Here is a 19,653-nt window from a genome sequence, read left to right as displayed (position 1 = left end):
CCAACACCAAAAATGAAAAGCCAAACAAGCCAAGATCAAAGTGACGCTTTTGCAGTGGATTTTATTTACGGCCCGCGAAGACGCGAACGCTTTGCCTATTTTGTGGCCGCCGCTGGCGTTCTGGTCGGGCTGGCAGGAATTGTCGCTGGAGCGAGTGTGTTTCCACTCAAGTCGATCGAGACATTCGTTGTCGTCGTGGACAAGGAAACCGGCCAAATGGACCGAGTGGCTGCAGTCCAAGCACTGTCCCTGTCCGAGAGCGATGCCATTATTCAGGCCAACCTTGTGGCTTATGTGGATGACCGAGAAACCTATGACCTGACCGACGGCGAACAACGGATCAATTCCGTTCTTGAACGATCCGACGGAGATGCCGCACGCACCCTGCGCGACCTTTGGACCTCGTCCAACGAAGATTACCCAATCGCTGTTTATGGCCGCGATGCCGTCATCGAAGTTGTGATCAAGTCCGTGAACCAGATCGAACCTGGCGTCGCACAGATCCGCTTTACCCGCACCCTGCGCCGCACGCGCGATACCCGCACCGTGACGCGCAGCTATGTGGCCACTGCTGGCTACGCCTTTGAACCAGAAACTCGCCAGCGCCTTCAGGATGTCTGGGCCAACCCCTTGGGCTTCGTGGTCACCTCATACCGCGTCGACGCCGAGACTTTGGAGAACTGATCCCTTGAATATCGCTGCCCGTTTGATCTGCGCTGCCGCATTGCTTTCGGCGTCCCCTGCCCTGTCAGAGTCCGTGCCGCGCAGCGGCGCGCTCGACGATCGTGTGCGCATCGCCACTTACTTCGAAAACCAAGTCTTCGTCATCGAGACTGATCTGCGCCACTCAACAACTATCCACTTCGGGCCAGGCGAACGGTTTGATGCGGTCATTGTTGGCGACACCGAGAGTTTCCAAGTCGATCCGATCCCCGAGCTCGGAAACGTGCTGACCATCAAGCCGCATGTGCAAGGTGCCTCGACCAACATGACAGTGATCACCAACCGCAGGACCTATTCCTTCCATCTGCGCGAAGGGGCCATTCCGGGTCGCTCGGGCATGTTTTTTGAGGTGCGGTTTCTCTATCCAGAGGATGAGCGTCGCGCGGCAGCTGCTAGTACCCAACCCAAAGGCTTTGAGGCCCCGCGCAACTACAGCTACCGCGTCGCGGGCGAAGGGGATTTCCGTCCAACCCATATCTACGATGACGGGCGGTACACATACTTCACCTTCCCCGAAAACGGACGCCAACCCGCAGTCTTTAAGGCCGACGATCAAGGCCGGGAGCGCACCGTGAACTGGACTCAACAAGGCAACATCGTGCGCGTGCTTGGCGTGAACCAATTCTGGACCTTGCGGATTGGCGACGAGGCCATCTGCGCCTTGCGCGATGACAGCGCAATTTATGTGAGCAACTGATCATGGCTGATGAGAACACACCCGACCTTCAGGACCGCCTGAGCACGTTCAGCCAGAAGAACAAGACCAAACGCCGTGGCGGTAATATAGGTGTCGGGGCATTGGCGATCGCGCTTGCGCTTGGCGGCGGTGGTGCTGCCTACTTTCTGGCAACAAATCTGCAAGAAAGAGCCAAAGGCTTAGAAACGTCTGACGTTGAGACCTTTCAGGATCAACGCACCGGAAATGGTGGGCGGTTGGAATTTCCGCCGGATGAAGCGGAACAACGGGTCAACGATGCACTTATAGCAGTTGAAGAGGCGCTCGATGTGCCGGCCCCTGCGCCGGCACCCGCAGAACCCAGTGCAGCGGTGCTGGAGGAAATCGCGAAACTGAGGGAAGCGCTTGCTGCGAGCCAATCTGCCCGCAACGCCGAAATTCAGGAAGCCGTCTCTGATCTGCGAGAGGCGTTCCAAGTCCAAACCGATGCGCTTGAAGCCTCCATTGCCGCCAAAGACACCGAAATAGAAAACGCGCAGCGGCAGAACGAAGCACGTTTGGCCGGCCTGCAGGCCATGCTGGACGCTGAACGTGCGCAGCGCGAAGGTCTTGAGGCAGAAATGGCGCGCGATGGTCTGATTGCAGATCAACGGTTGCTTGAAGAACGCCAGCGGCAGGAGGAAGAGCAGCGTCAGCGTGAAGCCGAACGTGTTGCGCAAGAATTGCTGACCGCCCAGATCGTTTCTCCTTCGGTCGTTTATGCAGATGGCCCACGGACCGCATCCGCTGACGGAACAAGTCCAAATGCTGCTGTGGCAGGAACAGATGGACCCACCCTGACCGAAAACGAACAGTATCTCCGGCAAGGCGCAAGGCCACTGGAAATTCAAGAAGCGTCCCAGATGGCCTTTCCAGAGAGAACGCTCTCCCAAGGCTCTGTCATTCAAGCTGCCTTGCAAACAGCTATCAACAGCGACTTGCCGGGCTCTGTTGTGGCGGTTGTGTCTGAACCGGTGCCTGCCTTTTCTGGCGATCAAATCCTAATCCCGCGCGGCTCGCGTCTTTTTGGCCAATATCGGTCTGGAATTGAGTTGAACCAGAAACGTATCCTGATCCTATGGACCCGCGTTCTAACCCCAGATGGGACGTCGATTGAAATTGCCTCTGTTGGCGGCGACCAGCTTGGGCGCTCTGGGTTAACTGGGATCGTCGACACAAAGTTTGCTGAACGTTTTGGTGGGGCCGCGCTGATCTCCCTCATTGGCGCAGCACCAGCAGTTGCCGCAAACAGTACTGACAATGAAACAGCCAGCGAAGTGCTTGAGGGGGTTTCCGGAGATCTGGAAGACGCTGTGGGGTCTGTGATCGCCGAGCAGGTTTCGATCTCACCCACTATTTATATTGATCAAGGTGCATCCGTGACAGTTCTCGTCGACCGCGATGTGGTGATCTATTGAGCCAACCCCCGCTGCCTGCGTCCTACTTAGAGCGATATCTTGAGCCGTTTCGCGATTTGCTGCTGCGCGACGATGTCGTCGAAATCGCAATCAACCCTGATGGAAAAGTCTGGGTCGAAGCCGCAGGTGACGCGGCAATGCGTCATGAAGGTCAGACAGTTGACCGTAGCACGGCATTCAATATGGCGCAGACAATCGTCGGTGATGCCAATGCCCGCGTATCAGAGAAAAACCCGCTGGTGTCTGGCAAAGTTGAATATGCAGGCCGACCTCTGAGAGTTCAGGTCGCGGTTCCACCTGCCATTGAACAGGGTGCCTCGATCACTATCCGTCTGTTCGCTACAGCGGGCGTGCAGGGGTACAAACCATCCTATCTTTTTGGCAAAGCTGTCTCGCTCGACCAACTGAGAGCTGAAAAGATGAAAGACATTGCCAGCCAAGCTGAAGAAAACCTCGAAGCCGCGTTAGAGGCCTTGGTACATCAAAGGCTCAATATATTGATCAGTGGTGGCACATCGACTGGCAAGACCACCTTTGCCCGACATCTTCTTACTCATGTCGATGATGGCGAACGGCTGATCACGATTGAAGATGCGTTTGAACTGTTCCCTAGCCAACCCAACACCGTAGCCCTGCTGGCAAGTCGCAGCACTGGATCACAGAGAAGCGCTCACGCGCTTCTGCAGGCGTCTTTGCGGATGCGCCCGGACCGTATCATCGTTGGGGAACTGCGCGGGGACGAAGCCTTAACTTACCTCGAAGCGATCAACACCGGACATGGTGGGTCAGTCTCAACCATCCATGCGGAAACAGCTGAGCTGGCAATCGATCGGTTAGCCATAATGGTCTTACAAGCGGGCACGCCGCTCACCTTCGCTGAGGTGCGGAAGTACATTCAGAAGTCGATCGATGTTATCGTCCAATTGGGTCGAATGGACGGGAAACGTGGAATCGCTGAGTTCTATTTGCCCAACTAGGCTCAATAAAGCGCGACGATTGCGGCCATTCGCTGCGCACCGTATCAACTTACACTACGCGGGACATTTCAGACCTTCGCTGCACGTGCGCGAATGTCCTGTCCAGCGAACCGTTCAACAAACGGTCCTTTTTGGAAGGCTATGTTCGTCTAGCTAAAAACCAAAGAACCAAACAACAGAGTGCCGGCGCTATGTACCATATTTCTGGGCCGTCCAAAAGTTCTAAAAAACGTGTCGGAAAGTCTTTGTCCGGCTGCAAGGCGGGGTCAAAAAATACGGTCCCAAAATTCCGATCCATACTTATGAATCCCAGAAAATAGCTTAGCCGTGAGATGAGCATCCAGGTCATCCAGATCATCAAAGTGGCGAAACCTATTCGCACGACCTTTGAAAAGGTGGAGCGCAGTCGATTAAATCCGGCAATTGTAAAACCGAACAGGCTTAGGGCTAAGAGTATCGCAACTACCACCTTGTTCATTTGTAGCGAATTAAGGATCGCATCAATTTGATAAGACGAGGAGGATGACGACAAAGGTGGATAAAGCGTCCAGCCATCTGGCGCGACAGGACCCGATAACGATGAGGGGAAATTTATACTGGTGATTGGAACGGCGAGGTAACATGCAAGAGCTAGCCACATCGCCGCAACGACCCATGCCTTGAAATGAAGTGGCATGGTTTTTTGTAGGCGCATCACAAGCACTGCGAGGAATGCGGGAATCAGAGCCAAGTAAACTAGGAATGCCAAAGGGGCGCGCGAAATCGCGCTGGCTTGATCAACATTTGCAAAGCAAAATGTTAACTGGCCCTCAGCGCAAATATACTGAAGCCCAGGGGCCATCAACTCCATCCGTAGGATCATCTGCAACGCTAAAAGTGCAAGCCCGACAAAAAGGGCAACTACCGTAAATATTGCTGCAGGGATCTTCGCATTCCTGCGGACATCGGCGCTCATCATTCCTTAAACTTCCATGTCGTTGACGTGCTCTGATCACTGATGGTCGATGCACTGTTTCTCTTCAAGTAGATTTAAATTCTGCCTTGTTCCAAAAACCCTCCTTTTTGGCACAACCACGAAACTCCTCGTTCGATGCTGCCTTAAACCCCGTTCAAAACCCAAGTGGTTGTTGAACGTTTTTGCCTCCACCGGGATAGCAGACTTTAGCTGCATCGCAGAAATTCGGCAAAGAGGGCTCAATCAGAACCACCGCTGCGCCGCGTACGCAAGTCCGGTCTGGATTGGCGAACGGCACATGCCGTCCGCCAACGTGGCTCAAATGTCGATCTGCTCGGCGATGCTCAGAGCGTCTTCCAGCTCAACGCCAAGGTAGCGCACAGTGCTGTCCACTTTGGTGTGACCAAGGAGCAGCTGAACTGCGCGAAGATTGCCAGTCTTTCGGTAAATTTCGGCCGCTTTCGTCCGACGAAGCGAATGGGTGCCATACCCGCTCGGTTCTAAACCAATCGCGGTCACCCAGTCGCGGACGAGCCGACCGTACTGGCGCGTCGAGATGTGTGGGCGGTCATGGAACCGACTCGGGAACATGTACCGGCACGCAAACATCTCGGGCGACTTGACCCAAGCCAGGACAGTTTGGCGCGTGTTTTCCGTCAGTTCGAATTGAACGGGCCGCTTGGTTTTGCTCTGGATCACAGAGACTCGCTCCCGCACGCGGTCATCTTTGACCAGATCAGCAACCGCCAGTTTCACCAGATCGCATCCTCGCAGTTTGCTGTCGATGGCCACGTTGAAAAGCGCAAGATCGCGCAGGTTGCCCGACAGTTCGAGCCGCGCGCGGATCGCCCAGACCTGTTTCGGCAACAGTGGTCGTTTCTGGCCGATGATCCGGCCCTTGTTCCAGGGTCTTCGTTTCGGGGTGACAGCGGGAAGTTGGACTCTTGGCATATTACGCCCTCCAATCCTCCCGCCAAACCCAGACATCAGCACCGCGCTGACACCTAAATTTTACAGGCAGTTTGAATGGCCGTTGTCAGGTCGCCTGTTTTTTGGGACACGCCGCAGACGCATTCGGCAGCAAAGAGCGCATTTTGACCAATGCTGCGTCGGGCGCGAACTGGTACAATCCGTGTCAGACAGACATTGCAGCGGCCAAACTTGGCCGATGCCAACGACCTGATTTGAGAGCGGCCGGTCTGGCTGTAGTCGTTCCGTAGATTATGAAAATCATTTAAGCTGAGCTAACAAAGTCTGTAAATTTAGATAAAAGACCGGTGAAGTGTGCTCTGCTATCAATTCCTCCGACGCCCAACTGGGCAAAGGGAGGAAATCATGGAAACAGTCCGTCGACATTCTGAATCCAACGTCTCGCTCGAGCGACGCGCGTGGAACATCCGGCGCAAAGCGCTCTTGATGGGCGAGGTTCAGGGACAAGGCTATATCGGCCAGGCTCTCGGCGTGGCGGACGTACTTGCCGCGTCGTATTTCCATGCACTCGAATACCGGCCAGAAGACCCTGAATGGGAAGGTCGGGATCGCTTTTACCTCTCTATCGGTCACTATGCCATCGCGCTTTATTCGGTGTTGATGGAGGCAGGAATCTTGCCGGAGGACGAGCTTGAAACCTATGGTATGGACGATAGCCGGATGCCCATGTCTGGCATGGCGTCCTACACGCCCGGTATGGAAATTACCGGTGGATCGTTGGGTCACGGTCTGGGCATCGCTGTCGGCGCGGCTCTTGGCCTAAAGCGCAAGGAAAGCCCCGCCTTCGTCTACAACCTCATGTCGGACGGCGAACTGGGTGAAGGATCGACCTGGGAAGCGGTCATGTCTGCCGTTCAGTGGAAGCTCGACAACCTGATTTGTCTGGTCGATTTCAACAATCAGCAGGCTGACGGGCCGACGCGCGCGGCGCTGGCGCAAGGGGATGAAGAGAAAAAATGGGCCGCCTTCGGCTGGCACGCGCAGCGGGTGGATGGAAACGATCTTGATGCCGTCGTGACCGCATTCGATGAGGCACGCAACACCGACCATGCCGGACCGCGTGTCATCATTTTCGACACACGCATGTGCAAGGGCGTAGATTTCCTGGAAAGCCGCGAAATCACCCACTTCGTGCGCGTGGAAGCCGACGAATGGTCCAAAGCCCTGGCCAAGCTGGAAGAAGGAAAGCCGCAATGACCCTCGCCTCGATGAAGCGCAAATACGAGCCGCGCACGGTCCGGCTGGGCCCGGACGGTCAGAAGGTTGCAACGACCGCGATGATCGCCTCCTTGGCGGCAGAGGGCTATGACACGGTGGCGGCGCCTTTCGGCCTTGCCCTGGTCGAGGCCGCCCGGAAAGACGACAAGATTGTCGGTCTGTCCGCCGATCTCGCCAAATACACAGATCTGCATATCTTCGCCAAAGCGATGCCGGACCGGTTCTACCAAATGGGTATGGCGGAACAGTTGTTGATGTCGGCCGCCGCCGGGCTGGCACGGGAAGGTTTTAATCCCTTTGCCACGACTTATGCTGTCTTCGCCTCGCGGCGCGCTTATGACTTCATTGCAATGGCGATTGCCGAAGAAAACCTGCCGGTCAAGATCATTTGCGCCCTTCCAGGACTCACCACTGGCTACGGTCCCAGCCACCAGGCGACAGAGGACCTGGCGATTTTTCGGGGCCTGCCGAACATGACGATCATTGACCCGTGTGATGCTGACGATATCGCAGGCATGGTGCCGCAGATTGCTGCGCATAACGGTCCAGTTTATTCGCGACTGCCACGGGGCAAGGTTCCGAGCGTTCTGACTCGCCACAAACCAGACTACAAGTTCGAGCTGGGCAAAGCGCAGATCATACGCGACGGGAAGGATGCCTTAATCATCTCGACAGGTTTCATGACCATGCGTGCGCTGGACGCCGCCGTCCAACTTGAGGCGGATGGGGTAGAGGCTGCCGTGCTGCATGTCCCGACGATTAAGCCGCTGGATACCCAGACAATCCTTGCGGAAGCGCAGAAGGGCGGTCGTCTGGTCGTTACGGCCGAAAACCACACCGTTGTTGGCGGGCTTGGTGAGGCGGTTGCGCGGACCCTGCTGACGAACGGAGTAACCCCGACGTTCCGAATGATTGGTCTTCCAGACGAGTTCCTTGAAGCGGGCGCTTTGCCGACTTTGCACGAGATGTACGGCATGACAGTCAGCCAGATCGCGGCGAAGATCAAAGATTGGCTATGACGAATTAGGGTTTAGTCAGTCCAACACAATTTAAGGGAGGAGAGAGGCTATGGGGCTTCTGAAGAACAAGTACGCCATTGTGACCGGCGCGGCCTCGGCCCGAGGTCTCGGCAAGGCGACAGCGCAAATGTTCGCCGAACACGGCGCAACAATTGCCATTCTTGATCTCGACGCTGACGCGGCAAAGGCCGCAGCGGCGGACCTCGGTAAGGGTCATGTCGGTCTCGCCTGTAACGTCACTGACAAAGATGCCTGCAATGCGGCAATCCAGACGCTGATGGACAGCTGGGGCCGGATTGACATTCTGGTCAACAACGCCGGGATCACCCAGCCACTCAAGATCATGGAGATCGAGCCGCAGAACTATGACGCGGTGACAGACGTGAACCTGCGCGGCACGCTTTATGTGAGCCAGGCCGTCATCCCCGGGATGATAGCGCAGAAATCCGGCTCCATCGTCAACCTGTCGTCCGTCTCTGCGCAGCGCGGCGGCGGTATTTTTGGCGGGCCGCATTATTCCGCAGCCAAAGCCGGTGTCCTTGGTCTGACCAAGGCAATGGCGCGTGAGCTGGCCCCCGACAACGTGCGCGTGAATGCCATCTGTCCCGGCTTCATCGCCACTGACATCACAGCAGGTAAGCTGACCGCTGATCAGCAACAGATGGTGCTGGACGGCATTCCCATGGGCCGAGCCGGAGCGGCGTCAGACGTCGCCGGCTGCGCCTTGTTTCTTGCGTCCGACCTTTCCGCCTACTGCACAGGCACTGAGGTCGACGTCAACGGAGGCTCTTTGATCCACTGATCCCCGAGCTAAAAGCCGGCGTCATGAGGAATGGCGCCAAAACCTGAAGTCTTCTCAAAGGGAGGAACCTACAATGAAGACAACACTAATGGCCGTTCTGGCCACCACGACCATAATCGCGGGCACCGCACAAGCGGACGAGATCATCTTCGCCCACGGCTCCAACCCAGGCAATCCGCGCTATGTCGCAGCAGAGAAGTTCGCCGAACTTTTCACCGCGTGCACGGGCGGCGAGCACACCGTGAACGTGGCAGCCTCTGCTACGATGGGTGACGACTCCGAGATGCTAACCTCTGCCACGGCAGGTGTCATCAACATCACTGCGAATAGCCAAGGCGCAATGAGCCAGATCGTACCTGAAGTGGGCCTCTTGGGGTTGCCCTTCCTGTTCAAGGATCTGCCGACCGCTTGGGCCGTGCTTGACGGGGAGGTCGGTGATATGATCGACGCACGCGCCAACAACGCAGGCCTCAAGGTTTTGGGTTTCTGGGACAACGGCATCCGGAACGTCACTCATACTGAGAAGGGCGTTCCAACCCCTGCTGATCTGTCGGGCATGCAGATCCGCACCCCCCCCGATCAGATGACGGTCGACATCTTCGAGGCTCTGGGTGCATCTCCAGCTCCTCTGGCATGGTCAGAACTGCCGACCGCGCTGCAATCCGGCGTCTTTGACGGGCAGGAAAACCCGCTTGTGAACATCTACTCGGCCAACCTGCACGAAATTACCCCCTACGTCACGCTGACCGGCCACAAGTACGAATCCACGCCGGTCGTCGCGGGTCTGGCTTGGTGGTCGGGCCTTGACGAGGCGACGCAAACCTGTGTCACCGACGCCGTGGCCGAAGCTGGCGAGCTTCAACGAAATCTGGTACTGGCCTCTGACGAGGAGCTTCGGCCGACGATGGAAGCCGAAGGCGCGATCTTCGCCGAAGCCGACAAGGCGGCATATCAAGAAGCAACGCAGTCCGTCTACGACCAGTACGCGGAGCAGTACCCTGAGCTCGTTGCGGCACTACGCGAAGCGGCGGGCCTGTGATGTCCGCCGGGGACCGCAAGTCCCCGGAGAATGGCGGGAAGGGGCAGAACAGCCCCTTCCTCAGCCTGGCTCGCGGGGCTACTAACGTACTGGACTGGAGCGGCCGGATCATCGTGGCAGCCTGTCTCGCGTCAATGTTCGTAGCACTTCTCGTCAATGTGATCCTACGCTACGCTCTTGGCTCCGGCATCCCATGGGCTTCTGAAATACATGCGATCCTGCTGCCTTGGTTGGTGGCTGGTGGGCTCGTGATTGCTTCAGCGCGCGGGCGCAATATTGCGATCACGCTGCTTTCTGATCTGCTGAAAGGCCGGGCGCTTCTCGGGCTCAATCTGATCATCCAAGCGATTATCCTGATCATTGCCATCAGTGTTCTCTGGAGTAGCCAGCCAATCCTGAAGGCCTCGCAGTTCCAGACCCTGTCGACCCTCGGCATAAAGCAGGTGTGGGGGTATTCGAGTCTTGTCTACGCTTTCGCGGCCATGGCGCTCATTGCCGCGCTTAACCTCTTTAGGGCGCTGTCCGGCGAAGATGTTGCCAATCACGATCCCCAACACGCAAGCCTGAGCTGAAAGGAGACCATCATGACCGCTCCCCTCGTCTGGATTTTCTTCATTCTGCTGGCAATTTCGGTCCCTGTCGCCCATGCCATGCTGGGCGGGGTCGCTGCTGCGCTCTGGCTCGACGGCAAGCCGATGGCGGTGATCGCACAGCGACTCTATACGCCGACACAAAGCTTCCCGATGCTGGCGATCCCGTTTTTTATCCTCGCTGGCAACCTGATGATGTCGGGCAAGTTCGGCGTCTATCTCGTCAATATCGCACGACTGATTGTCGGCAATTTCAAAGGGGGTCTGGGCCAGGTCTCGATCATCGGTTCGGTGATGTTCGGCGGCGTCTCTGGCTCGGCGGTGGCCGATGCCTCCGCGCTTGGTAATGCGCTGATCCCGGTGCAGAAGAAAGAAGGTTATCCGGCCGGGTTTTCGGCCGCGATCAACTCGGCCTCGTCAACCGTGTCGGTCCTGATCCCGCCGTCTATTCCGCTGATCCTGTTTGGCCTCGTGTCCAATGTCTCAATCGTTGACCTGTTCATCGCCGGTATCCTGCCGGGTGTCATGCTCGGCGTTGGTATGTTCGCGGCAGTCGCCGTGGTGTCGGGAATAAAGAACCTGCCGCGCTCGCCGCTCGAAGGCGGATTCCGGGCGTTTAAGTCGCAGATTTTCGCAGCGATCCCCGCGCTGCTTATGCCTATCTTCGTGATCGGCACCCTGCGCTTCGGCGTCGCCACGCCGACCGAGGTCAGCGTCATGGCGGTGGCCTACGCACTTCTGGTGTCCGGTCTTGTCTATCGCGACCTCACATGGCGCGGAATCTGGCAGGCTTCGGTCGACACCGGGCTGATGACCGGCGCAGTCATGATCATCATCATGGCATCCTCGACGATCCAGTGGGTTCTGACAGCCGAGCGAGTCCCACAGGAGCTTGCTGAATGGGTACAACTGACCTTCTCAGAACCCTGGATGGTTATCCTTGCCTTGAATGTGGTGATGCTGATCGTTGGCGCGTTTCTCGATCTGCCTGCCGCAGTTCTTCTTCTCGGCCCACTATTCGTCACGATCGGCAATGCGATCGGTCTGGACCTTGTGCAGCTTGGTCTGATGATGGTCGTCAACTTGGCGATCGGTCTTTACACCCCGCCTGTTGGCACGACTTTGTTCATATCCTCGGCGATCTCGGGTGCGAGTATTGGCCAGACCGTGAAGTGGTTGCTGCCGTTCTACGGTGTGGCAATCGTGGTCCTTTTGCTCATCTCTTACGTACCCGCCTTGACGATTTACTAAATACCCCAAGGTTTCACATCGATCAGTTCCGGCCCGGATTCGGGCCGAAAGCTGCACCCCAAGCCGGTCAGAAACTTGCGCGCGCCGGCTTCGTGCTCGTCTGCACTGGACTGAAGCCAGCTCGCAAATCGGCTCACGATACGGCGGTTGAAGTGGCGTGGCGGACAAACGAACCAATAGGCCGGGAAATCTATAACGTCGAAATTCGTCGAGAACGGTACAAGCTCACCGCGCTGTAATTCCGGCAGGCAGAGCGTCACGCTGTCAAGCGCAAGCCCGCCGCCCTGCTTTGCCAGTTCAATCGACATCGAGGATCGGTCGAAGCGAAAAGGATATGTCAGGCCCTCGATCTCGATCTTGTTCGAAGCAAGCCATAGATCCCAACGATACAGCATCTTCACGCTGTCGATCAGGCGCGCCGCCTTGATCTGTTCGCGCGGATCGTCGGAGTGTTCCTGCAACGAAGCAAGGTAATCCGGACTGCACAGCGGAAGCACAAGATCATGTATGACGTTGTTGACTGTCAGGCCCGTCCAACCGCCCAAACCGTAGCGCAGGTCAAAATCGACCGCCTCGGTATCGAATGCGGTGAAGTCGGGCGTTGCGTCAATGCGGATGTTCCAGTCGGGATTTTCTGTCGCAAAATTTGCGATTTTTGGACCAAGCCAACGAACGCCGAAGCTGGGGCTGACCCGAAGGGTCAGATTGCGTGTATCCCGCTGGCGCGAGATCGCGCCTCGGGCGTTTCGGATGGCACTGAAGGCCTGGGTCGTGGTTTGAAACAGACGATCTCCGTCCAGTGTCAGAATAAGCCGTCGCTTTTCGCGGCGAAAAAGTTTGACGCCAAATTGCTCTTCTAGGATTCGTAGTTGCTGGCTTACGGCCGATGGCGACACGCCGAGTTCCTGCGCGGCCTTCGTAACCGTCCCGAGCCGCGCCACGGATTCGAAGTATTCGGTTGCTCTGATGTTTATGTCACGCATTTGACGCCGGACCCTGAGGACTTAGAGAGTAGAGTCTATTAAGATGGGCTGAAATTGTCGAGTAGCACTCCTAACAAACGAAGGGGCGGCCAATACGTTGGGATCTCGTGGAGCGCTGCCCGACCTACATCTAATGCAGTCGCGATGCTCATCGACCGGCCGTTGTCGCGCATGCAGTGAATTCACCCTTTGTTCGCAACCTGTGAGTTGCCGCCTCAATCTTTGCTGCGCCTTGCACCAATGGCCGGTTTTCCCGCCGCCTTGCAGCGCCATGAGCAAAGCTGATGCAGCGATTTTCTTGCTGCGAGCGCGCGCAGCGAGAAATAGCAATGACCGCCTCGGGCTCGAATTGTGAATCCGCTACGGCTTGCTCCAACGTCCGCTGTTGTTCGCGACAACAGCCTCTAGTACCCTAACAATTCCTCGATAAGCTCTTCCCGCATATCCAGCGTCTGCTCCCAAGCCTTCGGCACATCCGCCTCTCGCTCGAGCGCCTCTGGCGCAGGCTGCTGTTCCATCTCAACCCCTTCACCCATCACCCGCATCCCCCGCGCCTCGCGCCGTTCCGCACGATCTCGCGCCGGCGGATGGCCCCCGGTTTCATTTGCCCCCTGCGCTCTGTTCTCGTCACTCCCAACACCCCATGGCCCAACACCTTCCACACTTGGCGGATAAGGAAACGGCTTGTCCTTCTGTTTGGCGTCCATCGCCTTAAAAAGCGGATCATCGTAGTACTTGATGCGCTGCGCTTTGATCGGATGCTGCGGCGACGCCAAGATTATTACCTCGTCGGGATCCATCAGCCGCGCCTCTGTCTCCGATAGCAGCGGCCGCTCCTCCAATCGGGCAGATGTCGACGTCGCACCAAGTATCCCTTTGTTCCGCCCGTACATCCGCGTCACCGCTTCCCGTGTCGTGCTGCCCACAGCCACCGAAACCTCCTTTACCGTGCGCTGATCCCGCGGCGTAATGTAAAGCTTCAGCCCTGCACCGTTCTCCAAACTTTCACGGCCCTCGGACCCATAGATGCGATCCAACGATGCCAGCGACTGCGCGATCATCGCTACCCTGCCCCCATAGCTCGCCAGCGAATGGATCGCGCGTTCCAAATACGGCATTGCGCCCATCTGCTGGAATTCATCAATCATCATCATGACTGGCCACGGCTCATCTTGTTCTGGCTCTTTGAGACGGATCGATGCAATCAAGTCCGCGAACATCAGCCGCAATAGTGGTGCCAGCGTCGCGATGTGGTCTTCTGAAACCGCGATGTAGAGTGACTGCGGTGTTTTGCGGAACGTCGCGAAATCGAAATCGCTGACTTGAGTGGCTGAGCGGACCGCCGGATTGTCCCACTGTTTCAAGCCCGCCGTCATCAGCGCCTGAATATTTGAGGTCAGCAACCGCGATGACGCGCTGGCCGCGTTGGTCCAAAGTTCGCGCAGAATAGCTTCCTCCGCCTCATCGGCATAAGTCTTGTATTGGGCGTTCTTGTACTCACCACCCGCAACGATCTTGTTCACCTCGCCAAGGTTTGCTGTGCCGCGCTGGATCGCCAGCAGACAGGCTGCCACAAAGATCGACTTGCCTGCCTCTGAAAACGTATCCAGCGTCTTGTTGTCCTTATCGAGGAACAGATCAGCCAAGATGCTGACTTCCGTAAACCGCTGCGCAAAGGTTGGCGCTTTGGCGATGCGCGACAGCGGGTTGTAACGGTGCGTGGCATTGGACCAATCAAACGGGCTGAAGCGATAAACCTCATCGCCATTGAGTGCACGCAAGCGGGATGTTTTCTCGAAGTTCTCGCCTTTGACATCGAGGACCACCACAGATCCTGCGAAGGCCATCAGGTTTGGGATCACGAAGCCCACACCTTTACCCGCCCGCGTTGGCGCCACCATCATCACATGCGGGATTGCCGCAGAAGAAATAAATCCGCCCTTTGACTTTGGCAGTCCGAGCTTGCCGCAAACAAACCCCTTCCCCGGCTTATGCAGCATGTCGTTTTTCATAAGCTCTGGTTTGGTCTGCCAATGGGCCGAACCGTAGTCATCCCGTTCTTTCTTCCAGGTCCAAGCAAGTGCAAGGCCACCGAGCCCGATGGATCCAAAGCCAACTGCACCGTAAGCCACCTTGAAGGCTTCAGGGTGTGCCGCGCGCAATCCAGGACTGGCGTTCCACACAGCCAGCATGTCGAAATTGCCAAACCCCGTTCGCAGCGCCAATGCCAAATAGAAGCTTGCGACAATGGTCCCGAGGATCGCACCGCAGATTGCGCCAAAGGGCAGTGCGGCCCAAAGAGGAAATGCTTTGTTCATGTGTTCATCCTCGCTCTAGAATTCCATCTCGTCGTCGAGACCACGATCACGCCCAAGGTCTTTGCCTAAGGTCTGCGCCTCTTGCTGCCCTTTGAGCTGCGCCACTTCGGTTGCCTTGTCCTGCTGCAGACTGGATGCACGATCAGTGAAGACCTGGTCGCCGGTTTCTTCAAAGGTCATTTCTAGGAATTCTTGTGTGACGGTGATCTGATCGATCTTGCCCGGCAGCACGTCGTTGAGGACTTCGTAGTTCCCGCGCCGCAGCTCGCCGAGGCCTTCCTCGCCCAGCTCTTTGAACAGCTCAGCCTGCAGAGTGCGCTCAACAGTTTCTTCCTGAACTTCTGACAACTGCCCATCGCGCAACATATCCGCCAGATCCTGCAGATAGGTATTGGGGCTGCGATCATCCTCATCGATCAAGGGCAGATCTGCCGCCTCTTCCTCTGCAAGGCTCAACCCGATTGCGACACCGAGTTCTTTGGCCCGCTCGGTCAGGGCTTCCATCACCCCATCGACACGTTCCAACGCCCCATCGAGTTGCTCATCATTCGCACTCTCGACCGTCAGTCCATCTTTGCTGAGGACGGCATTCATGTCCCGCTCAACCCAGTCTTGCGCCATGCCGTAATTCTTCGTGCCGCCAGCTGTAATCCGCGCCACCAACTCATTGCTATCCATGCCCGCCTCATCGGCTTGCGCTAGGACATCTTTCAAAGCGTCGTCATTGCCAGACTGCAGCGCTGCGGTCAGCACCTCGTTTCCAGCACCGGGCGGATAGGGCTCTTCAAGCTGCTTGCCAAACCGCGCGCGCAGTTCTGGATCGGGCACCATCTGTGACAAGTCCGCAATGACGGGAGCGGCCTTGGCTTCAAACGCGGCGCGCTCGGTTACATCAAGCTCTTCGGCTTTCAGCCGCAACGCTTCGATCGTGCGCTCGGAATAGTCGATGGCATCACCAACGGTTTTGATGTCTTTCATATCGATCTCTCCTTCGGTGAATGTCCAAGGGGTGCCAGTGCCCAGATTGGCGGCCATACCGCGCACGGCGCGGGCCAGATGGCGCTGGTCCATGCGGTCCAGCAGCTCGGCAAACTCTGTGTAGTCTTTGGCAAAGCCCACGACCTGCGCTTGTGCGACGGCGGATTCCTCGGCCGTCATGATGATCTCGCGCGGCAAGCGCGCTTCTTCTTTGGCGCGGTAGATTTCAGCAAGACCCGCTGGCTTCTCAAAGATACCCCGCTCGAGACGGGTCGTCGCGTCGAGTATGACGCCATAGCCTTCTGCGATCTCGGCCTGCTTTTCGCGCATTAGCTGCGGCGACATCACGCCCTCAGCCCAGCAAGAAAACCATGTGCCCTGATCGAGCCCACGGTTGTTCAGAATGATGTGCGCATGTTTGTGGGCGCGGTCGTCATGTACGGCGAGAACGTAATCCCACTGATCACCGTACTCACCGCTCTCGAAAAAATGCTCCGTCCAGTCCATCGCGATGTCGCGCACCTGATCGACGGTGACGTCTGTCGGGAACGACAGCAGCATGTGTGAGGTGAACCCGAGCTTGGTCGATCCGCGCCAGGTCTCCGACCAAGCCTCGATGATATCTGACTTCTGATCTTCAGACAGCACCGCGTCATCCGTCAGCGCATTGGTCATGGTCGAATAAGTGTAGACGGCCTTGTCATTGATATAGGCAAGCTGATTGCCAAGAGAGGCTTGTGTTTTGCACCCCCCTGCCCTGATCCGCTTGAACACAGCCGCCTGGCTCTGGCCACTGGCAGCCTTGGCGACGTTGCGCGCCGACATGGATCCGACGCGCCCAAAGCTGCGCCCTTGCCGCCGGCCCGCGATACGCGCATCAATCCGCGCCGCGGCTTTGCCCCGGATCCGCTCATCCTCCCAGAGCTTCCCCATGACGGAACTGTAAAGAGCGAGCGGATCAGCCATTGGAGATGTTCCGATCAATCACGATCGCGCCCGCTTGCAGCGCAGACCCGCCGTTCGGAACCAAAGCAGCCGATTCCCGCACCCCTTCGCGGCCACCCTCCCCTGCCACCAATCTCAGTCCCGATGCCACGCGCGCAGTCTCATCTGGATGCGCCCGCAGGGTGGCATCCCCTTCTTCCTTTAACGGCCAATCCTGCTTGCGTCGGACCTGCGCTGCATACTTCATCTGGCCGAGCTCACGGCTCATGCACTGCGCAAGATCAAGCAGGTCTACAAGCAATGCGCGGTCCTCAAGCGACACGGAAATCTTGCCGCGATGCACAGCCTTTGCGAGCGCCAAACCAGCATCACTGACGTCCTTGGCTTGTCGCCAACTGGCACAGAATTCAGCAACTAGATCGCGCGGCACATCAAGGAACCCACACCGTCCGCGCAGCACTGCATTGAGGGCTTGGGAGCGGTTGGCGAAACCACGTGTCTGCCACTCTGCATCAAAGGCTGCGAGCTCTGACGCTGAGGCGCGGAAACTGACCCGTTCAGAGGGATCACGCACCGCCAGTCCTTCGCCCTGCTCTTCCTTTGCAAGCCGCGTCACATGCCTGCGAGAGACGCCATAGGCTTCCGCCAATACCTTTGGGGTTTCACCTGCATGATAGCGCCGCGCCAGCTCAATGCGCTGCTCCAGCTTGAGGCGTTTTGGTCTTCCTGTCTTCATCACAAGTGCACCTCGCTACATTCAAAATCAAATATCCGGCGGCGCGTGCGAGGCAGCGCTTGCTTGCAAGCGCGTTCGCGCGTGTTGGTGGATTCTTTCTTGCGTGGCACGCTCTCAGACCCCTCGGACAAATGTCGCAGACAAGTGGCATATCCTGCCAACGTCCTTTTCTTCTCCTTCCTTCATATATCAATAATACATATTGTGCAATTTATCTTTTTGCATGAGTTCAATTTCTATGCGCTTCACGCCGCCTCCCAGAGGCCACACCAACTATCAGAAACATTCTGACTGACCCTGTTGGCAGCTCGCACAAAGCGAGCGCGGGCCTTCACATACAAAACAATACGCAAGGATATGCGCCCCCAAGGCGCATCGAGTGATCAACATGAAAACAGCAAAAAAGCTGACGCCCGACCGCGTCGGTGTCAGCTTCTACAACTGCCTGTCTGGGGCCTCCCACAGGAGGTCGCCCTCCCCTGCGGATCACTCAATCCGCAGGGGTATCTGGCTCAATGAGCCAGATCCTGAGAGCGCAAATCTGCGCAGCGATCTTGGGCAATCAGAGCCTCGGTTGCGAGGCTGTCTATGACTTCAGGATGGTCACCCTCCTCAAAGGCTGAGAGGTAGGTTTCAAAGGCCATGTCAGCTTGCAGTTCTGCGAGGTCGAGAGATTGTTCGAATGTCATGTTGTGATCCTTTCCATTGATCGTCGTTGGACGGATCGTGGAAAAGACCGGAGGCATCAGAGCGGGCTGCACCCAACTTGGGGCGCAATGAAATGGAGCACGTGAAGGGCGATTTTTGTTGTGGGCGATGCAAAGCAGCGCGCAAGGCGCCAGCCGTCCAGAAACCTTGCCCAAGCGTTGCAGCCCGCTCGCCTCCGGGCTAGCGATCTGATGGGCCAACAGGTCAATGGGAAGAGCACAACACGGTGAAGAATTGAACCGTCTCTCACCAGTTTTCCTGCAGGCGAAAGAGGACGGTATCCCACACTCAGATACGAAGTTGCTGCTCACCTGATCTCAACCAAGCCGCTCCAAAAAACCGAACGACAGCTTCAAAGCCACAAGATCAAGCTTGGTTCAATTGGTCCTCGAGAGACCCAGTCGACGCCAGGATTGCATCAAAGGATGGAGCCTCACCGAAGATCATGGCCTCAGCATTTTGGTAATCACCGATCATCCGAGCGGCCATTTCATCATCTGGAGAGAGCGAGGCGTTCAAACCTTCCATGCTCAGCCTCGATCACCCGCAGCCGCACCAAACAGATGCCCACGCAAAATGTCCTGCATCCAAATTGGCGTAGCAGCGAAACCACTTTTCAGATCGTCCAACAGTGCCGGGCCAGTTTCGTGGCTGGCTAGCAGGCGACGCACTGCGCTTTGAACAGCCGCCTGTTCTTCGTCGCTCGACATGACGTCATGAAGCCAGTGCAAGGCCTGCACCAGATACATGCCAGGGCGCCCTGCCCAATACAGCCGACTAGGTGCCGCTTGTTTGAAGACGATCTTTTGATTGTCTAGAGTGACAGGCTTTAACCGCGCATCAACAAGCACTTCGATTTTGGCCGGCACCGCGTTGGTGAGGCCGAGCGTGTTGGCAGCCGTCATACCATCGATCAACCAGCGAACCTGATCGCGACGCGCGATTGCATCGATGACGGCGCGGTAGTCTGGTACGGTAGATTTGCCTGTCAGCGCATTCTGGGATGGTTTGTCGTAGAGCCCGCGCTGGATGCGGCGCAGCTGACCGGACGTGACCATGCGCTGCAGTGCCTTATCGACAGCTGCGCGACCCCCGATGTCGGCAAAATCAGCTGGCGTCCACACTTGTCGCGGCGCGTCATCTACACGAGCGCGTAGGCGGTCTGGCAAAGTTTTCAATTGTGCAGATCCGATCATGTCCGAAATATACCGCAAAATTCGGACAGAAGCGAGTTCAAGCTGATGTACCGCCTTAAACGACGATGGCTTTCAAATTGGCAACCAGATCA

Annotated in this window: 18 protein-coding genes; 10 read left to right on the top strand and 8 right to left on the bottom strand. The window is 57.0% G+C overall.

Annotated elements, in window-relative coordinates; translation table 11 throughout:
• Positions 1-12: 12 nt before the first annotated feature.
• Genes HGT1_RS03905 through virB11 form a run of 4 tightly spaced genes read left to right on the top strand, consistent with a single transcriptional unit; the run spans position 13 to position 3,833 of the window.
• Positions 13-684, top strand: coding sequence for a virB8 family protein (locus tag HGT1_RS03905; RefSeq protein ID WP_007121045.1), 672 nt, complete (start codon positions 13-15; stop codon positions 682-684).
• A 4-nt stretch (positions 685-688) separates the two neighbouring features.
• The gene (locus tag HGT1_RS03900) at positions 689-1,420 is read left to right on the top strand and encodes a TrbG/VirB9 family P-type conjugative transfer protein (protein ID WP_007121046.1); all 732 of its coding nucleotides are present in this window, start codon (positions 689-691) and stop codon (positions 1,418-1,420) included.
• Positions 1,421-1,422: 2 nt separating this feature from the next.
• Entirely contained in the window at positions 1,423-2,856 is a 1,434-nt protein-coding gene (locus HGT1_RS03895) for a TrbI/VirB10 family protein (RefSeq protein ID WP_007121047.1), read from the top strand.
• Entirely contained in the window at positions 2,853-3,833 is a 981-nt protein-coding gene (gene virB11 / locus HGT1_RS03890) for a P-type DNA transfer ATPase VirB11 (RefSeq protein WP_007121048.1), read from the top strand. The genes HGT1_RS03895 and virB11 overlap by 4 nt, the downstream gene beginning before the upstream one ends.
• Positions 3,834-3,972: 139 nt before the next feature.
• Here virB11 and HGT1_RS03885 read toward each other — a convergent pair whose 3' ends face one another.
• Both HGT1_RS03885 and HGT1_RS03880 read right to left on the bottom strand, forming a co-directional pair.
• Positions 3,973-4,791, bottom strand: coding sequence for a hypothetical protein (locus HGT1_RS03885; RefSeq protein ID WP_007121049.1), 819 nt, complete (start codon positions 4,789-4,791; stop codon positions 3,973-3,975).
• 315 nt (positions 4,792-5,106) lie between these two features.
• Entirely contained in the window at positions 5,107-5,739 is a 633-nt protein-coding gene (locus HGT1_RS03880; RefSeq protein ID WP_040701957.1) for a tyrosine-type recombinase/integrase, read from the bottom strand.
• Between the two features lie 384 nt (positions 5,740-6,123).
• Here HGT1_RS03880 and HGT1_RS03875 point away from each other — a divergent pair, with 384 nt between their 5' ends.
• The 6 genes from HGT1_RS03875 to HGT1_RS03850 all read left to right on the top strand — a co-directional run bounded on the left by HGT1_RS03875 (position 6,124) and on the right by HGT1_RS03850 (position 11,697).
• Positions 6,124-6,975 (top strand): transketolase, encoded by an 852-nt coding sequence (locus tag HGT1_RS03875; RefSeq protein ID WP_152467648.1) that lies wholly within the window; start codon positions 6,124-6,126, stop codon positions 6,973-6,975.
• The gene (locus HGT1_RS03870; protein ID WP_007120917.1) at positions 6,972-8,015 is read left to right on the top strand and encodes a transketolase family protein; all 1,044 of its coding nucleotides are present in this window, start codon (positions 6,972-6,974) and stop codon (positions 8,013-8,015) included. Before HGT1_RS03875 ends, HGT1_RS03870 begins: the two co-directional genes overlap by 4 nt.
• A gap of 49 nt (positions 8,016-8,064) precedes the next feature.
• Positions 8,065-8,817 carry an SDR family NAD(P)-dependent oxidoreductase gene (locus HGT1_RS03865; RefSeq protein ID WP_007120918.1) on the top strand — a complete coding sequence of 251 codons (753 nt, stop codon included), beginning with the start codon at positions 8,065-8,067 and terminating at the stop codon, positions 8,815-8,817.
• Between the two features lie 73 nt (positions 8,818-8,890).
• Positions 8,891-9,856 carry a TRAP transporter substrate-binding protein gene (locus tag HGT1_RS03860; RefSeq protein WP_040701884.1) on the top strand — a complete coding sequence of 322 codons (966 nt, stop codon included), beginning with the start codon at positions 8,891-8,893 and terminating at the stop codon, positions 9,854-9,856.
• Positions 9,856-10,428: a TRAP transporter small permease gene (locus HGT1_RS03855; RefSeq protein WP_007120920.1), complete on the top strand. Its 573-nt coding sequence runs from the start codon at positions 9,856-9,858 to the stop codon at positions 10,426-10,428. The genes HGT1_RS03860 and HGT1_RS03855 overlap by 1 nt, the downstream gene beginning before the upstream one ends.
• Positions 10,429-10,440: 12 nt before the next feature.
• On the top strand, positions 10,441-11,697 hold the full coding sequence (locus HGT1_RS03850; protein ID WP_007120921.1) for a TRAP transporter large permease: 1,257 nt from the start codon (positions 10,441-10,443) through the stop codon (positions 11,695-11,697).
• Here the strand turns inward: HGT1_RS03850 and HGT1_RS03845 are convergent.
• The 6 genes from HGT1_RS03845 to HGT1_RS03820 form a co-directional block, all read right to left on the bottom strand.
• On the bottom strand, positions 11,694-12,680 hold the full coding sequence (locus tag HGT1_RS03845; RefSeq protein ID WP_007120922.1) for a LysR family transcriptional regulator: 987 nt from the start codon (positions 12,678-12,680) through the stop codon (positions 11,694-11,696). The genes HGT1_RS03850 and HGT1_RS03845 overlap by 4 nt on opposite strands.
• Positions 12,681-13,084: 404 nt before the next feature.
• Entirely contained in the window at positions 13,085-14,998 is a 1,914-nt protein-coding gene (locus HGT1_RS03840; protein ID WP_007120923.1) for a type IV secretory system conjugative DNA transfer family protein, read from the bottom strand.
• A gap of 15 nt (positions 14,999-15,013) precedes the next feature.
• Positions 15,014-16,942, bottom strand: a complete 1,929-nt coding sequence (locus tag HGT1_RS03835) for a relaxase/mobilization nuclease domain-containing protein (protein ID WP_007120924.1) — start codon at positions 16,940-16,942, stop codon at positions 15,014-15,016.
• The gene (locus tag HGT1_RS03830; protein ID WP_007120925.1) at positions 16,935-17,657 is read right to left on the bottom strand and encodes a helix-turn-helix domain-containing protein; all 723 of its coding nucleotides are present in this window, start codon (positions 17,655-17,657) and stop codon (positions 16,935-16,937) included. Before HGT1_RS03830 ends, HGT1_RS03835 begins: the two co-directional genes overlap by 8 nt.
• 512 nt (positions 17,658-18,169) lie before the next feature.
• Positions 18,170-18,346 (bottom strand): hypothetical protein, encoded by a 177-nt coding sequence (locus HGT1_RS03825; RefSeq protein WP_007120927.1) that lies wholly within the window; start codon positions 18,344-18,346, stop codon positions 18,170-18,172.
• A gap of 549 nt (positions 18,347-18,895) precedes the next feature.
• Positions 18,896-19,561: a DUF6088 family protein gene (locus HGT1_RS03820; protein WP_040701892.1), complete on the bottom strand. Its 666-nt coding sequence runs from the start codon at positions 19,559-19,561 to the stop codon at positions 18,896-18,898.
• Positions 19,562-19,653 lie beyond the last annotated feature (92 nt).

The sequence above is a fragment of the Sulfitobacter sp. HGT1 genome, assembly GCF_013282155.1.
Taxonomy (GTDB): domain Bacteria; phylum Pseudomonadota; class Alphaproteobacteria; order Rhodobacterales; family Rhodobacteraceae; genus Sulfitobacter.
Note: the sequence above shows the minus strand (reverse complement) of the source record. Positions and strands in the feature narration are given on the sequence as shown.

What these genes read in the sequence shown, in the direction of transcription:
- HGT1_RS03880 (WP_040701957.1), bottom strand. Translation starts at nt 5,739, where the DNA reads ATGCCAAGAGTCCAACTTCCCGCTGTCACCCCGAAACGAAGACCCTGG.
- HGT1_RS03830 (WP_007120925.1), bottom strand. Translation starts at nt 17,657, where the DNA reads ATGAAGACAGGAAGACCAAAACGCCTCAAGCTGGAGCAGCGCATTGAG.
- HGT1_RS03860 (WP_040701884.1), top strand. Translation starts at nt 8,891, where the DNA reads ATGAAGACAACACTAATGGCCGTTCTGGCCACCACGACCATAATCGCG.
- HGT1_RS03905 (WP_007121045.1), top strand. Translation starts at nt 13, where the DNA reads ATGAAAAGCCAAACAAGCCAAGATCAAAGTGACGCTTTTGCAGTGGAT.
- HGT1_RS03850 (WP_007120921.1), top strand. Translation starts at nt 10,441, where the DNA reads ATGACCGCTCCCCTCGTCTGGATTTTCTTCATTCTGCTGGCAATTTCG.
- HGT1_RS03875 (WP_152467648.1), top strand. Translation starts at nt 6,124, where the DNA reads ATGGAAACAGTCCGTCGACATTCTGAATCCAACGTCTCGCTCGAGCGA.
- HGT1_RS03870 (WP_007120917.1), top strand. Translation starts at nt 6,972, where the DNA reads ATGACCCTCGCCTCGATGAAGCGCAAATACGAGCCGCGCACGGTCCGG.
- HGT1_RS03855 (WP_007120920.1), top strand. Translation starts at nt 9,856, where the DNA reads ATGTCCGCCGGGGACCGCAAGTCCCCGGAGAATGGCGGGAAGGGGCAG.
- HGT1_RS03895 (WP_007121047.1), top strand. Translation starts at nt 1,423, where the DNA reads ATGGCTGATGAGAACACACCCGACCTTCAGGACCGCCTGAGCACGTTC.
- HGT1_RS03885 (WP_007121049.1), bottom strand. Translation starts at nt 4,791, where the DNA reads ATGATGAGCGCCGATGTCCGCAGGAATGCGAAGATCCCTGCAGCAATA.
- HGT1_RS03865 (WP_007120918.1), top strand. Translation starts at nt 8,065, where the DNA reads ATGGGGCTTCTGAAGAACAAGTACGCCATTGTGACCGGCGCGGCCTCG.
- HGT1_RS03835 (WP_007120924.1), bottom strand. Translation starts at nt 16,942, where the DNA reads ATGGCTGATCCGCTCGCTCTTTACAGTTCCGTCATGGGGAAGCTCTGG.
- HGT1_RS03845 (WP_007120922.1), bottom strand. Translation starts at nt 12,680, where the DNA reads ATGCGTGACATAAACATCAGAGCAACCGAATACTTCGAATCCGTGGCG.
- HGT1_RS03840 (WP_007120923.1), bottom strand. Translation starts at nt 14,998, where the DNA reads ATGAACAAAGCATTTCCTCTTTGGGCCGCACTGCCCTTTGGCGCAATC.
- HGT1_RS03820 (WP_040701892.1), bottom strand. Translation starts at nt 19,561, where the DNA reads ATGATCGGATCTGCACAATTGAAAACTTTGCCAGACCGCCTACGCGCT.
- HGT1_RS03825 (WP_007120927.1), bottom strand. Translation starts at nt 18,346, where the DNA reads ATGACATTCGAACAATCTCTCGACCTCGCAGAACTGCAAGCTGACATG.